The sequence below is a fragment of the Diaphorobacter ruginosibacter genome (genome assembly GCF_014395975.1).
GTDB classification, from domain to species: domain Bacteria; phylum Pseudomonadota; class Gammaproteobacteria; order Burkholderiales; family Burkholderiaceae_C; genus Diaphorobacter_A; species Diaphorobacter_A ruginosibacter.
Map to the genome: position 1 here is coordinate 2886438 of NZ_CP060714.1, position 13279 is coordinate 2899716.

The 13279-nt window shown below is 65.4% G+C and carries 10 protein-coding genes; 9 read left to right on the forward strand and 1 reads right to left on the reverse strand.

Translation table 11 applies throughout. The annotated features are described in order from the left end of the window. Positions 1–43 precede the first annotated feature (43 nt). Genes H9K76_RS13030 through mnhG form a run of 6 tightly spaced genes read left to right on the forward strand, consistent with a single transcriptional unit; the run spans position 44 to position 6326 of the window. Positions 44–3043 (forward strand): monovalent cation/H+ antiporter subunit A, encoded by a 3000-nt coding sequence (locus H9K76_RS13030; RefSeq protein ID WP_187595848.1) that lies wholly within the window; start codon positions 44–46, stop codon positions 3041–3043. Continuing rightward, a complete protein-coding gene (locus H9K76_RS13035; RefSeq protein ID WP_187595849.1) occupies positions 3043–3408 on the forward strand; it encodes a Na+/H+ antiporter subunit C in 366 nt (121 codons plus the stop codon). Before H9K76_RS13030 ends, H9K76_RS13035 begins: the two co-directional genes overlap by 1 nt. After that, positions 3405–5162: a monovalent cation/H+ antiporter subunit D gene (locus H9K76_RS13040; RefSeq protein WP_187595850.1), complete on the forward strand. Its 1758-nt coding sequence runs from the start codon at positions 3405–3407 to the stop codon at positions 5160–5162. The genes H9K76_RS13035 and H9K76_RS13040 overlap by 4 nt, the downstream gene beginning before the upstream one ends. Then, positions 5159–5650 carry a Na+/H+ antiporter subunit E gene (locus tag H9K76_RS13045; RefSeq protein WP_187595851.1) on the forward strand — a complete coding sequence of 164 codons (492 nt, stop codon included), beginning with the start codon at positions 5159–5161 and terminating at the stop codon, positions 5648–5650. The genes H9K76_RS13040 and H9K76_RS13045 overlap by 4 nt, the downstream gene beginning before the upstream one ends. Next, on the forward strand, positions 5647–5928 hold the full coding sequence (locus H9K76_RS13050; RefSeq protein ID WP_187595852.1) for a K+/H+ antiporter subunit F: 282 nt from the start codon (positions 5647–5649) through the stop codon (positions 5926–5928). Before H9K76_RS13045 ends, H9K76_RS13050 begins: the two co-directional genes overlap by 4 nt. Further along, the gene (mnhG, locus tag H9K76_RS13055; protein WP_187595853.1) at positions 5925–6326 is read left to right on the forward strand and encodes a monovalent cation/H(+) antiporter subunit G; all 402 of its coding nucleotides are present in this window, start codon (positions 5925–5927) and stop codon (positions 6324–6326) included. The genes H9K76_RS13050 and mnhG overlap by 4 nt, the downstream gene beginning before the upstream one ends. A gap of 29 nt (positions 6327–6355) precedes the next feature. Here mnhG and H9K76_RS13060 read toward each other — a convergent pair whose 3' ends face one another. After that, positions 6356–9994, reverse strand: coding sequence for a hydantoinase B/oxoprolinase family protein (locus H9K76_RS13060; protein WP_187595854.1), 3639 nt, complete (start codon positions 9992–9994; stop codon positions 6356–6358). Between the two features lie 398 nt (positions 9995–10392). Between H9K76_RS13060 and H9K76_RS13065 the strand changes: the two genes are divergently transcribed. From H9K76_RS13065 to H9K76_RS13075, 3 genes are read left to right on the forward strand one after another with little or no spacing between them, the layout of a single operon-like run. Further along, positions 10393–11373 carry a TRAP transporter substrate-binding protein gene (locus tag H9K76_RS13065; RefSeq protein ID WP_187595855.1) on the forward strand — a complete coding sequence of 327 codons (981 nt, stop codon included), beginning with the start codon at positions 10393–10395 and terminating at the stop codon, positions 11371–11373. A gap of 43 nt (positions 11374–11416) precedes the next feature. Beyond that, entirely contained in the window at positions 11417–11926 is a 510-nt protein-coding gene (locus H9K76_RS13070; RefSeq protein ID WP_187595856.1) for a TRAP transporter small permease, read from the forward strand. 38 nt (positions 11927–11964) lie between these two features. Further along, positions 11965–13272 carry a TRAP transporter large permease gene (locus tag H9K76_RS13075; protein ID WP_187595857.1) on the forward strand — a complete coding sequence of 436 codons (1308 nt, stop codon included), beginning with the start codon at positions 11965–11967 and terminating at the stop codon, positions 13270–13272. The last annotated feature ends 7 nt before the right edge of the window (positions 13273–13279 follow it).

Genomic DNA, 13279 nt, shown 5'->3' on the forward strand with positions numbered 1-13279 from the left:
TTCATAGCAAACCTTCTTCGCTCGACCGTAGAATTGGTCATCCATGTCCCTTGCACTACTGATCCTCCTTCCGTTGATCGGAAGCCTCGTGGCCGCTGTCCTGCCCGCGAACGCCCGCAATGCGGAGTCGACGCTGGCGGGCTGCATCGCGTTGTTCTGCGCGGTGCAGACAGCGCTGCTCTTCCCCGACATCGCGCACGGCGAGGTGATACGGCAGGAGTTCGCCTGGCTTCCCGCGCTGGGCCTGAATTTCGTGATCCGCATGGATGGGTTCTCGTGGATGTTCTCCATGCTCATCATGGGGATCGGCAGCCTGGTCGTGCTGTATGCGCGCTACTACATGTCGCCCGCCGACCCGGTTCCGCGCTTCTTCTCGTTCTTCCTGGCGTTCATGGGCGCCATGTCCGGCGTGGTGCTGTCGGGCAACATCATCCAGCTGGTGTTCTTCTGGGAGCTGACCAGCCTGTTCTCCTTCCTGCTGATCGGCTACTGGCACCACCGCGAGGACGCGCGCCGCGGCGCACGCATGGCGCTAACGGTGACCGGCTCGGGCGGCCTGTGCCTGCTGGCCGGCATGCTGGTGATCGGGCACATCGTGGGCAGCTACGACCTGGACCGCGTGCTGGGTTCGGCCGAGCTGGTGCGCAACCACCCCATGTACCTCACGGCACTGATCCTGGTGCTGCTGGGGGCCTTCACCAAGAGCGCGCAGTTCCCTTTCCAGTTCTGGCTGCCCAACGCGATGGCCGCACCGACGCCGGTGTCGTCGTACCTGCATTCGGCCACCATGGTGAAGCTCGGAGTGTTCCTGCTCGCGCGCCTATGGCCGGTGATGGCCGGCACCGACGAATGGTTCTGGCTGGTGGGCGGCGCAGGCATTGCCACGCTGCTGATCGGCGGCTATGCCGCCATGTTCCAGAACGACCTCAAGGGCCTCCTGGCCTACTCCACCATCTCGCACCTGGGCCTGATCACGCTGCTGCTCGGCATGAACAGCCCGCTGGCCGCCGTGGCGGCCGTCTTCCACATCATGAACCATGCCACGTTCAAGGCGTCGCTGTTCATGGCCACGGGCATCATCGACCATGAAAGCGGTACGCGCGACATCCGCCGTCTCTCGGGCCTGCGCAAGATGATGCCGGTGACCGCCACACTGGCCTGCGTGGCGGCGGCGGCCATGGCCGGCGTGCCGCTGCTCAACGGCTTCCTCTCCAAGGAAATGTTCTTCGCCGAGACCGTGTTCGTGGACGCGTCGCCCTTCGTCAGCATGGCGATGCCGATTGCCGCCACCATTGCGGGCATCTTCAGCGTGGCCTATTCGCTGCGCTTCATCGTCGACGTATTCTGGGGCCCCCCGGCCACCGACCTGCCGCTGCAGCCGCATGAGCCCCCCCACTGGATGCGGGTTCCCGTCGAACTGCTGGTGCTGGCCTGCCTGGTCGTCGGCATCGTCCCCAACTGGTCGGTGGGCCGCTTCCTCGACGCCGCGGCGATTCCGGTGATCGGCACCGGCCAGCTGCCCGAATTCAGCCTCGCCATCTGGCACGGCTTCAATACGCCGCTGGTCATGAGCATCATCGCGCTGCTCGGCGGCATCCTGCTGTACTGGATCCTGCGCATGCAGCGCGAGGCCGGCCGCGTGGATGCGCCGCCCGTCATGCAGTACATCAGCGGCCGTGCCATCTTCGAATGGTTCATCACGCGCCTGACCTACGCCGGGCGCCGCGGCAAGCGCCTGCTGTCCACCAACAGGTTGCAGTGGCAGATGCTGTGGCTGGCGCTGGCCGCTGTCCTGGGTGCCGTCATTCCGCTGATCGCACGCGGCATCGAGTTCGGCGATCGGGGAACCCTGCCGCTCTCGCCCGCCTTCGTCGTGCTGTGGTCCGTGGGCTCGGCCTGCGCGCTGGCTGCCGCCTGGCAGGCCAAGTACCACCGCCTCGCGGCCCTGACGCTGATGGGTGGATCGGGGCTGTGCACCGTGCTCACGTTCCTGTGGTTCTCGGCGCCCGATCTCGCGCTCACGCAGCTGGTGGTCGAGATCGTCACCACCATTCTCATCCTGCTCGGTCTGCGCTGGCTGCCCAAGCGCGACCAGACGATCTCGGCCGCGGAAAACCGCTCGCTGCGCACCCGTGCGCGCCGTGCCCGCGACTTCGTGATCGCGGTGTGCGCGGGCGGCGGCATGGCCTGGCTCGCCTACGCCATGATGAGCCGTCCCTTCCCTGAAAGCACCTCCACCTTCTTCCTGGAGCGCGCGCTCACCGAGGGCGGAGGCACCAACGTCGTCAACGTGATGCTGGTCGACTTCCGCGGCTTCGATACGTTCGGCGAGATTGTCGTGCTGGGCATCGTCGCGCTCACCATCTACGCGCTGCTGCGGCGCTTCCGCCCCGCGCCCGAGGCCATGGACCTGCCCGAGCAGCAGCGCTGGCTCGCGCCCGACCTGCAGACCGACCTGCTCAACCCGCGCAATGCCAAGGACACCGCCGTGGGTTATCTCATGGTGCCCGCCGTGCTGGTGCGGCTGCTGCTGCCGTTCACCGCGCTGGTGTCGTTCTATCTGTTCCTGCGCGGCCACAACGAGCCCGGCGGCGGCTTCGTGGCGGGCCTTGTCCTGTCAGTGGGCCTGCTGCTGCAGTACATCATCTCGGGCACCGAATGGGTGGAGGCACACCTCACGCTCTATCCGCGCAAATGGATCGCGCTGGGCATGCTGTTCGCGCTGGGCACGGGCCTCGGCTCCATCGTGTTCGGCTATCCATTCCTCACCAGCCACACGGCGCATTTCACGCTGCCGGTGCTGGGCGAGATCCATATCGCCAGCGCGCTGTTCTTCGACATCGGGGTGTTCCTGCTGGTCGTCGGCTCGACGCTGCTGATCCTGATCGCCATTGCCCACCAGTCGGTGCGCGGCCATCGCTACCACCAACGCCTGATGGAGGAGCAGCAGGAGGCCCTGACCGTCCAACTTCCCGAGGAACCGATCCGCTTGGCATCCGACGACAACACCAACCCTGAATTCACCCCCGAAGGAGCCCGCTGATGGAAATCGTGCTTGCCATCGCCATCGGCGTGCTCACCGGCTCGGGCGTGTGGCTGCTGCTGCGCCCGCGTACCTTCCAGGTGATCATGGGCCTGTCCCTGCTGGCCTATGCGGTCAACCTGTTCATGTTCAGCATGGGCCGCATCGGCCTCGCGATCGACAAGGAGCCCGTGCTCGCCAGCGGCGTTCCGCAGGACCTGCACCACTATGCCGACCCCATGCCGCAGGCCCTGGTGCTGACCGCCATCGTGATCGGCTTCGCCATGACGGCGCTGTTCCTCGTCGTGCTGCTGGCGCTGCGCGGCATGAGCGGCACCGACCATGTGGACGGCGTTGATGCGCGCAACTCGCAGGAGATGCCATGAGCATCTTCAGTGAGTGGACTTCGGCGCTCATGCCGCACCTGATCCTCGCGCCCATCATGCTGCCGATGTTCACGGCGGCCATGATGCTGCTGCTGGGCGAAGAGCGCCAGCGCGCCAAGCTGGTGATCAATCTGGCATCCACGCTGCTGGGCCTGATCGTCGCCATCGCCCTGCTCAAGTGGAGCAAGGCGACCGGAGGCACCGCCTCCATGGGGGTCTATCTGCCAGGCAACTGGCCTGCGCCTTTCGGCATCGTGCTGGTGCTCGACCGGCTCTCCGCGATGATGCTGGTGCTGACCAGCTTCGTCGCGCTGTGCTCCATCATCTTCGCCGCGTCTCGCTGGCACCGCGCGGGCGTGCACTACCACCCGCTGTTCCAGTTGCAGCTGATGGGCCTGTCGGGCGCCTTCCTGACGGCCGACCTGTTCAACCTCTTCGTGTTCTTCGAGATCATGCTCGCCGCCTCCTACGGCCTGCTGCTGCATGGCTCCGGGCGCACGCGGGTGCAGGCGGGCTTGCACTACATCGCCGTCAACCTGGCGGCATCGTCGCTGTTCCTGATCGGCGCCTCGATGCTCTATGGCATCACCGGTACGCTCAACATGGCCGACCTCGCGCAGAGCATTCCCAGCGTCGCGGCTGCGGATCGCGGCCTGCTGCACGCGGCGGCGGCCATCCTCGCCACCGCGTTTCTCATCAAGGCCGCCGTCTGGCCGCTCAACTTCTGGCTGGTGCCGGCCTACAGCGCGGCCACGCCGCCCGTGGGTGCGCTGTTCGCCCTGATGACGAAAGTCGGCATCTACACCATCGTGCGCCTGTGGACGCTCATGTTCAGCAGCGAGGCCGGTGCCTCGGCGCTCTTCGGCAGCATGTGGCTGATTGGCGGCGGCGTGCTGACAATGGCCTTCGGCGCCATCGGCATGCTGGGCTCGCAGCGTTTTTCCAAGCTCGCGGGCTATGCAGCGATCCTCTCGTCGGGCACGCTGCTCGCAGCCACCGGGTTCGGGCAGAACGAACTGACCGCGGGCCTGCTCTACTACCTGCTGAGCTCCACGCTCGCCGTGAGCGCGCTGTTCCTGCTGTCCGACCTGGTCGAGCGCTGGCGCAACGATGGATCGAGCTTCTCGCCCTACGACGAGGACGAGACTGCGCCTTTCCTGACGCCCGAACTCACCCCGCAGGCCGGCACCAATTTCGATGAGGACGAAGAGGTGCTGGTGGGTCGTGTCATTCCCGCAGCTGCCGCCTTCCTGGGCATCGCGTACCTGATGTGCACCCTGGTGATCGCCGGCCTGCCCCCGCTGTCGGGCTTCATCGGCAAGTTCGCCATGCTGACGGCATTGATCAATCCGCTGGGCATGGGCTCGTCCGCGGGCATGCAGCTGGGCACGCCCGGCTGGACCCTGGTCACGCTCATGATCGCCACCGGGCTGATCGCGCTGATCGCTCTCACCCGCTCGGGCATCCGCGTGTTCTGGGCCAGCCATGCGCGCACGGCGCCCAGGCTGCGCCTCGTGGAGGCCCTGCCGCTCGCCATGCTGCTGCTGGCGAGCATCATGCTCACCGTGAAGGCCGAGCCCGTGATGCGTTTCACGCAGGCCACCGCCAACATGCTCCATGCCCCCGGCACCTACGTGAAGGCGGTCATGTCCACGCGCCCCAAACCCGGCCCGGTGGCGCATGAGGCACCGTCGCTACCTGCGGAGAGCGCGATGGGAAGCGCGACCGAGAGTGCGACAGGGAGTCGGCAATGATGAAGAAGATCTTTCCCGCGCCGCTTCTCTCGGTCGCGCTGTTCACGATCTGGCTGCTGCTCAACCAGTCGCTGAGCATCGGCCATGTCGTGCTGGCGATCATTCTTGCGCTGCTGCTGCCGGTGATGTTCAGCGGCCTGCGCCCGCGCCATGTGCGCGTGCGCAACCTCGGCGCCATCCTGCGGCTGTGCTGGGCCGTGATGGTGGACACCACGGCCTCCAACATTGCGGTGGTGCGCTTTCTCGTGTTCCCCAAATCACGCCGCAGCCCCTCGGGCTTCGTGCATATCCCGCTCGAGCTGCGCGACCCCAATGGCCTTGCCGTCCTGGCCATGATCGTCTGCATCACGCCCGGAACGGCATGGGCCGAGCTCTCGCTCGACCGCTCCATGCTGATGCTGCATGTGCTCGAGGTCGATGATCCGCAGACCATCATCGATCACGTCAAGTCCCGGTTCGAACGCCCGCTGATGGAGATTTTCGAATGATCAATCCCGTGCTGTCGGTGGCCCTTCCCATCGCGATGTTCCTTCTGTCGCTGGCCATGTTCTGCTGCCTGATCCGCATCCTGCGCGGGCCGGCCGCGCAGGACCGCGTGCTCGCACTCGACTGCATGTACCTCAACGGCATGCTGTTCATGCTGGTGCTGGGCATCTACTACAGCAGCAGCGCCTACTTCGAGGCCGCGCTGCTCATCGCCCTGCTGGGCTTTGCCAGCTCGACGGCCATGGCCAAGTTCCTGCTGCGCGGCGAGGTGATCGAATGACCGAACAGATTCTCCCGCTCTGGCTCGACATCTTCATCTCGGCCGTCGTGGTGCTGGGCGCACTCGTCGCGCTGATCGGTTCATCCGGACTGCTGCGCCTGAAGACCTATTTCGAGCGCGTTCATGCACCCTCGATCATTGCGACGCTGGCCACCTGGTGCGTCATGCACGCCACCGTGATCTACTTCTCGGTCCAGGAGCAGAAGCTCGCCATCCATGCCCTCCTGATCGCCATCTTCATCGCCGTGACCGTGCCCGTCACCACCATCTTCCTGATGCGCGCCGCGCTGTTCCGCGCGCGCCGCTCGGGCGAGAAGGTGCCGCCGAGCCTCAGCGAGAACAGCGAAAGCCGCGCGCAGGCCGCGGCCGTGCAGTGCGGCGAAATGGAGCCGGACTGAGCCCCACTCGGCCCCCTCCGTCAGCACCGTCAACGCTTTCCGAATCCGCCGCCTCCCGGCGTGTGGATTTCGAAGATGTCACCGGCTTCCATCTGCGCCTGGCCGATGTGCCCAAGCTCCTCGACGCGCCCATCCTTGCGCACCACGCGATTGATGCCGGGCTTGCCGGCGCCGCCGTCCGCCATGCCGAACGAGCCGTTCACACGACCGTTGGACAGAATGCCGGCCGTCATCGGCTCGAGAAAGCGCATGCGGCGAATGCCGCCGTGGCCCCCGTTCCATCGTCCCTGTCCACCCGAATCGGCGCGTAGCGCATAGCTCTCGAGGCGCACCGGAAATCGGAATTCCAGCACTTCGGGATCGGTCATGCGCGAGTTGGTCATGTGCGTCTGCACCACGCTGGTTCCGTCGAAGCCGTCCACCAGCGCACCGGCATCATCGAATACGCCACCCGCGCCACTTCCGCCCGAGATGGTCTCGTAGTACTGGTAGCGCGCATTGCCGAAAGTGAAGTTGTTCATCGTGCACTGGCTTGCGGCCGACACGCCCAGCGCGCCCAGCAGCGCATTGGTGATGCATGTCGAGGTTTCCACATTGCCCGCAACCACCGATGCCGGCGGCAGCGGATTGAGCATGCAGCCTTCGGGAATATGCACCTTCAGCGGCTTGAGGCAGCCCGCGTTGAGCGGGATGTCATCGTCCACCAGCGTGCGGAAGACATAGAGCACCGCCGCCATGCACACGGCGGTGGGCGCGTTGAAATTGTTCGTCTGCTGCGCCGACGTGCCGGTGAAATCGATCTCCGCGCTGCGTTCCCCGGCATGGATACGGATGGCCACCTGGATCTGCGCCCCGTTGTCCAGCGACAGCGTGAACTGTCCGCCATTCATGCGGGCAGCCAGCCGCGTGATCGCGCGGCGCACCGACTCCTCGGCGTTGTCCTGCACATGCTGCATGTAGGCCTGGACAACGGGCAGCGTGAACTGCTCGACCATGCGGTTGAGCTCCTGCACGCCCTTCTCGTTGGCTGCGATCTGGGCCTTGAGGTCAGCCATGTTCTGCACGGGGTTGCGCGCCGGGAATTCCCCGCTCTGAAGCAACGCCACCATCTCCGCCTCGCGAAGTACACCTCCATCGACCAGCTTCACGTTGTCGATCTGCACGCCCTCTTCCGCGATGCGCGTGGAGAACGGCGGCATGGAGCCCGGCGTCGCACCGCCCACATCGGCGTGGTGCCCACGACTGCCCACATAGAACGTGGGCGTGTCGCCATCACCCACATACACCGGTGTGATCACGGTGATGTCGGGAAGGTGGGTTCCGCCATGATAGGGATCGTTGAGCACGAAGACGTCGCCACGCCGCATGCTGCCCTGGTTGCGCGCGATCACCGTCTTGATGCTCTCGCCCATCGAGCCGAGGTGCACGGGCATGTGCGGCGCATTGGCAATCAGGTGCCCTTCCCCGTCGAACAGCGCGCAACTGAAGTCGAGCCGCTCCTTGATGTTCACCGAGTAGGCGGTGTTCTGCAGTTGCAGCCCCATCTGCTCGGCAATGTTCATGAACAGGTTGTTGAAGACCTCGAGCAGCACGGGATCGACCTGCGTTCCCGCCGCCATGCGCCGCGCACGGGCCACATGGCGGGTCAGCAGCAGGTGGTCGAGCCCCGTGAGCCGCGCCTCCCAGCCCGGCTCCACCACGGTCGTGGCGTTCTTCTCCGCAATGATGGCGGGCCCCTTCACGCTGTCGCCGGGCCGCATGTCCTCGCGCACGATGAGCGCAGCGTCATGCCATTGCGGTTCGCCCGACACCCCCACGGTGAACACGCGCAGCCGGTCAGCCACCGGTACCTCGCGCGGTGGCTGCTCTTCCTGCAACCGCTCGCCCGGTGTATCTCCCGCCACCACCAGTTCCACCGACACCGCCTCGACGACGAGGCCGCGCCCCTGCATCAGGAATGCGAAGCGCTGTCGATAGCCCGACTCGAATGACGCCGTCATCTCGACAAGGCTCCCGAACGGCACGACCAGCGCCGAGTCGGCCCCCTCGTAGCGCACATGCGCACGGCGCAGCACCGCGGCGTCGGTGGATGCCAGCCCGCGCTCCTCAAGCTCCGAGCGCGCCACGCCTTGCAGTTCGACCAGCGTGGCCTCGATCTGCGGATACGAGGCCTGCGTGAGCGGCAGCTCCAGCGCCTTCTCGCGCATGATGTTCTGGTCTGCCAGACCCATGCCGTAGGCCGACAGCACGCCGGCCAGCGGGTGGATCAGCACCTTCTCCATGCCCAGCGCATCCGCCACCAGGCAGGCATGCTGTCCGCCCGCGCCGCCGAAGCACTGCAAGGTGTAGCGCGTGACGTCATAGCCACGCGCCACCGAAATCTTCTTGATGGCATTGGCCATCTGCTGCACGGCGATCTCGATGAAGCCATGCGCGACCGCCTCGGGGGCTCGGGCAAGGGGCGCGGCCAGCTCCGCGAACTTGCGGGCCACCACGTCTGCATCCAGGCTCTCTTTCGCGGCGTGCCCGAACACGCGTGGGAAATGCGCGGGCTGCAGCTTCCCCACCATCACGTTCGCATCGGTGACGGCAAGCGGCCCGCCGCGCCGATAGCTCGCGGGCCCGGGATTGGCCCCCGCACTCTCGGGCCCCACGCGAAAGCGCGAGCCGTCGAACGCCAGAATCGAACCACCGCCCGAGGCCACGGTGTGAATGCTCATCATCGGCGCGCGCATGCGCACGCCGGCGACCTGGGTCTCGAACTCCCGCTCGAACTCGCCGGCGAAGTGGCTCACATCGGTGGACGTGCCCCCCATGTCGAAGCCGATCACACGCTGCTGGCCCGCGATCTGCGCGGTGCGCGCCATGCCGACGATGCCGCCCGCAGGCCCGGAGAGAATCGCGTCCTTGCCCTGGAAGCGGTGGGCATGCGCCAGTCCGCCCGACGATTGCATGAAATACAGGGGAACGCCCGGCAGCTCGGCCTGCACCTGCTCCACGTAGCGCCTCAGGATCGGCGAGAGATAGGCATCGACCACCGTGGTGTCGCCACGGCTCACGAACTTCATGAGCGGGCTCGTGCCGTGCGACGTGCTGACCTGGGTGAACCCCGCTGCGCGCGCAAGCTCCGCCGCTGCTGCCTCATGTTCGGTGTAGCGCCATCCATGCATGAATACGATGGCCACACTGCGCAGGCCGGCGTCGTGGGCCGCCCAGAGCCGCTCGCGCAGATGCCCGGCATCGAGCGCCTCGATGACCTCGCCGCCGGCGCTCATGCGCTCCTGGGCCTCGATCACGCGGCTGTAGAGCAGCTCCGGCAGGACGATGCGCCGGTCGAAGAGGCGCGGGCGGTTCTGGTAGGCGATGCGCAGCGCGTCGCGAAAGCCCCTGGTGGTCACCAGCAGCGTGGGTTCGCCCTTGCGCTCCAGCAGCGCATTGGTGGCCACGGTGGTGCCCATCTTCACGCATTCGACCTGCTCGCCCGGGATGCGCTCGCCGGACTGCAGGCCCAGCAAGTGCCGGATGCCGGCCACGGCCGCATCGCGGTACTGCTCCGGGTTCTCGGACAGCAGCTTGTGCGTCACGATGTCGCCATCGGGCCTGCGCCCCACCACGTCGGTGAACGTACCACCGCGATCCACCCAGAACTGCCAGCGTCGACTTGTCATTTCGGTTTCCTGGCGCGTTGTGCTGCGCCTTCGGTCATTCCATTCGAGCAACTATTGTCCATCGAAGTGAGGGGCACGCAACCGGTTCCAGTCCGGGCTATCGGTATTGCTGTGGCTGTTCTGCCAAGCCTAGGGAAACTCTGCACGAATCGATCGACAAGCAGCCAGCGCGGATCGGGATGGGCTGCAAGGCGAAAACCGCAGGGATAGCCGAAGCTATCGCGAGGATTTTCAACGCCGCAGACCGCCCGAGTCCGCGCTGGCATGTGTCGATTGGATTCGTGCAGAGCTTCCCTAAGGTATGTACCTATTAGTTCCGAAAAACTCATCCGCTACATTGATCCGATTTCAGGCACACGCCTGACTTCTTCCGTTCCGTGAACCGTGGAGTGATGACAATGAAGCGCAGACTTTTTTCCGTGGCCGCTGTAGCAATGTGTGGGACGCTGGGCATGGCCTCGGCACAGGCGCAGACGAAGTGGGACTTCGCCACGGCCTATCCGACCACCAATTTCCACACGGAGAACATCACACAGTTCGCCAAGGAAGTGGAGAGCGCAAGCGGTGGCAAGCTCAAGATCACCGTGCATGCGAATGCCGCACTGTTCAAGGCGCCCGAGATCAAGCGCGCCGTGCAGGGTGCGCAGGCACAGCTGGGCGAGATCCTGCTCGTCAACTACCAGAACGAATGGCAGCTGTATGGCGCGGACGGCATCCCGTTCCTGGCCGACAGCTACGACTCGTCGATGAAGCTGTACAAGGCGCAGAAGCCGTTCCTGGAAAAGAAGCTGGGCGAGCAGGGCATGATGCTGCTCTACTCGGTCGCTTGGCCGACACAGGGCATCTATACGAAGAAGCCGCTGAACAGCGCCGCCGACCTCAAGGGCATCAAGTGGCGCGCCTACAGCCCGGCCACCGCACGCATCGCGGAGCTCGTGGGCGCGCAGCCCGTGACGGTGCAGGCCGCGGAGTTCTCGCAGGCATTGGCGACCGGTGTGGTCGAGTCGACGATGACCTCCGGCGCGACCGGCGTCGACAGCAAGCTCTACGAGCATCTCAAGTACTACTACGACACACAGGCCTGGCTGCCCAAGAACGCGGTCATCATGAACAAGAAGGCATTTGACGCGCTCGACAAGCCCACGCAGGATGCCGTGCTCAAGGCTGCAGCCGACGCCGAGACCCGTGGCTGGGCCGCGAGCCGCCGCGTGAACGATGACACGCTCACCAAGCTCAAGGCCGAGGGCATGCAGGTGCTGCCACCGCCTGCTCAGCTCAAGTCCGACATGAACAAGGTCGGCGAGACCATGCTCAAGGAGTGGCTGGACAAGGCCGGCCCCGACGGCAAGGCGCTCGTGGATGCCTACCGCAAGCAATGAAAAAAATGAACGCGCTGCCGGCTTCAACCAACCTCTCCTGCCCATGCGACGCCTGCTGAACGCGCTCTATGACTGCACGGCGGCGCTCGCCGCCATCGCCATGGTGGCGCTGCTGATTGCAGTGCTGCTGTCCATCCTGAGCCGCCAGATGAACTTCCTGATCTCCGGCATCGATGCCTATGCCGGATACCTGATGGCGGCCGCCGGATTTCTGGCCCTGGCGCATACGCTCAAGCGCGGCGAACACATCCGCGTCACGCTGATCATCAATGCACTCAAGGGCAAGCCCAGGAAGCTGCTCGAAGTCTTCGCGCTGGCCTTCGGCTCGCTGCTGGCCATCCTGTTCGCCTACTACAGCGTCCGGCTGGCCTGGCAATCGCACGAGTTCAACGATATCTCCACCAGCAACGATGCCACGCCGCTGTGGATTCCCCAGCTCTCGATGGCAGTGGGTGCCGTGGTGCTGGCGATTGCCTGTGTTGACGAGATGGTGCTCGAGATCCTGGGCAAGCGCAGTGTCCCCGTGAGCGGCGAAGCGCTGCGCAACGAATAGCCTGCCCCTCATTCCGCCTTTCACGAAAGCCCTCTCCGATGAGCGATCTGGCCATCACCGCGTTGCTGATTGCGACGCTGTTTCTGATTCTTGGCAGCGGGGTCTGGATCGGACTCACGCTCTCCGGCGTCGCATGGATCGGCATGCAGATGTTCTCCTCGCGGCCCGCGGGAGATGCCATGGCCGTGACCATCTGGGGGTCCGCGTCGAGCTGGACACTCACCGCCCTGCCCCTGTTCGTCTGGATGGGAGAGATCCTGTTCCGCACCCGGCTTTCGCAGGACATGTTCAAGGGCCTCGCACCCTGGGTGCAGAACCTGCCGGGCCGGCTGCTGCACACCAACGTGGTGGGCTGCACGATCTTCGCCGCGGTCTCCGGTTCGAGCGCAGCCACCTGCGCCACCATCGGCAAGATGACGCTGCCCGAGCTCACCCGCCGCGGCTACCCGGAGAAGATGGTGATCGGCACGCTGGCCGGGGCCAGCACACTGGGCCTGCTGATTCCCCCATCGATCATCATGATCGTGTACGGCGTCACCGCGGAGGTGTCCATCTCCAAGCTGTTCATCGCAGGCGTGTTGCCGGGCGTGCTGCTGGCAGTGCTGTTCTCGGGCTTCATCATGCTGTGGGCCCTGCGCTTTCCCGACCAGGTTCCGCGCGCCGATGCCCGCATGACGTTCTGGCAGAAGCTGCACGAATCGCGTGCGCTGATTCCCGTCGTGCTGCTGATCGCGGCAGTGCTCGGCTCCATCTACACCGGTATCGCCACGGCCACCGAGGCGGCGGGCGTGGGTGTGCTGGGCTCGCTCATCCTCTCGGCGGTACAGGGCTCGCTCAACTGGCAGAGCTTTCGCGAGTCGCTGTATGGCGCGACCCGCCTGTACTGCATGATCGCACTGATCCTCGCGGGCGCCGCGTTCCTCACGCTGGCGATGGGATACATCGGCCTGCCGCGCCATCTGGCGGAATGGATCTCCTCGCTGGGCCTGAGCCGGGCGCAGCTCATCGTAGCGCTGGCGGTGTTCTACATCGTCCTCGGTTGCTTCCTTGACGGCATCTCGATGGTGGTGCTCACCATGGGCGTGCTGATGCCCACCGTGAACGCTGCGGGCATCGATCCGATCTGGTTCGGCATCTTCATCGTGCTGGTCGTGGAGATGGCCCAGATCACGCCCCCCGTCGGCTTCAATCTCTTCGTGCTGCAGGGCATGACGGGCAAGGAACTGCTTTGGATCGCTCGCGTGGCACTGCCCATGTTCCTGTTGATGTGCGCGGCCGTGGCCCTCATCTACATCTTCCCCGAGATCGTCACCTGGCTGCCTGAGAAGATGATCGTGCGCGGCTGATCGGCCG

What these genes read in the sequence shown, in the direction of transcription:
- H9K76_RS13075 (WP_187595857.1), top strand. Translation starts at nt 11,965, where the DNA reads ATGAGCGATCTGGCCATCACCGCGTTGCTGATTGCGACGCTGTTTCTG.
- H9K76_RS13035 (WP_187595849.1), top strand. Translation starts at nt 3,043, where the DNA reads ATGGAAATCGTGCTTGCCATCGCCATCGGCGTGCTCACCGGCTCGGGC.
- H9K76_RS13040 (WP_187595850.1), top strand. Translation starts at nt 3,405, where the DNA reads ATGAGCATCTTCAGTGAGTGGACTTCGGCGCTCATGCCGCACCTGATC.
- H9K76_RS13050 (WP_187595852.1), top strand. Translation starts at nt 5,647, where the DNA reads ATGATCAATCCCGTGCTGTCGGTGGCCCTTCCCATCGCGATGTTCCTT.
- mnhG (WP_187595853.1), top strand. Translation starts at nt 5,925, where the DNA reads ATGACCGAACAGATTCTCCCGCTCTGGCTCGACATCTTCATCTCGGCC.
- H9K76_RS13045 (WP_187595851.1), top strand. Translation starts at nt 5,159, where the DNA reads ATGATGAAGAAGATCTTTCCCGCGCCGCTTCTCTCGGTCGCGCTGTTC.
- H9K76_RS13060 (WP_187595854.1), bottom strand. Translation starts at nt 9,994, where the DNA reads ATGACAAGTCGACGCTGGCAGTTCTGGGTGGATCGCGGTGGTACGTTC.
- H9K76_RS13030 (WP_187595848.1), top strand. Translation starts at nt 44, where the DNA reads ATGTCCCTTGCACTACTGATCCTCCTTCCGTTGATCGGAAGCCTCGTG.
- H9K76_RS13065 (WP_187595855.1), top strand. Translation starts at nt 10,393, where the DNA reads ATGAAGCGCAGACTTTTTTCCGTGGCCGCTGTAGCAATGTGTGGGACG.
- H9K76_RS13070 (WP_187595856.1), top strand. Translation starts at nt 11,417, where the DNA reads ATGCGACGCCTGCTGAACGCGCTCTATGACTGCACGGCGGCGCTCGCC.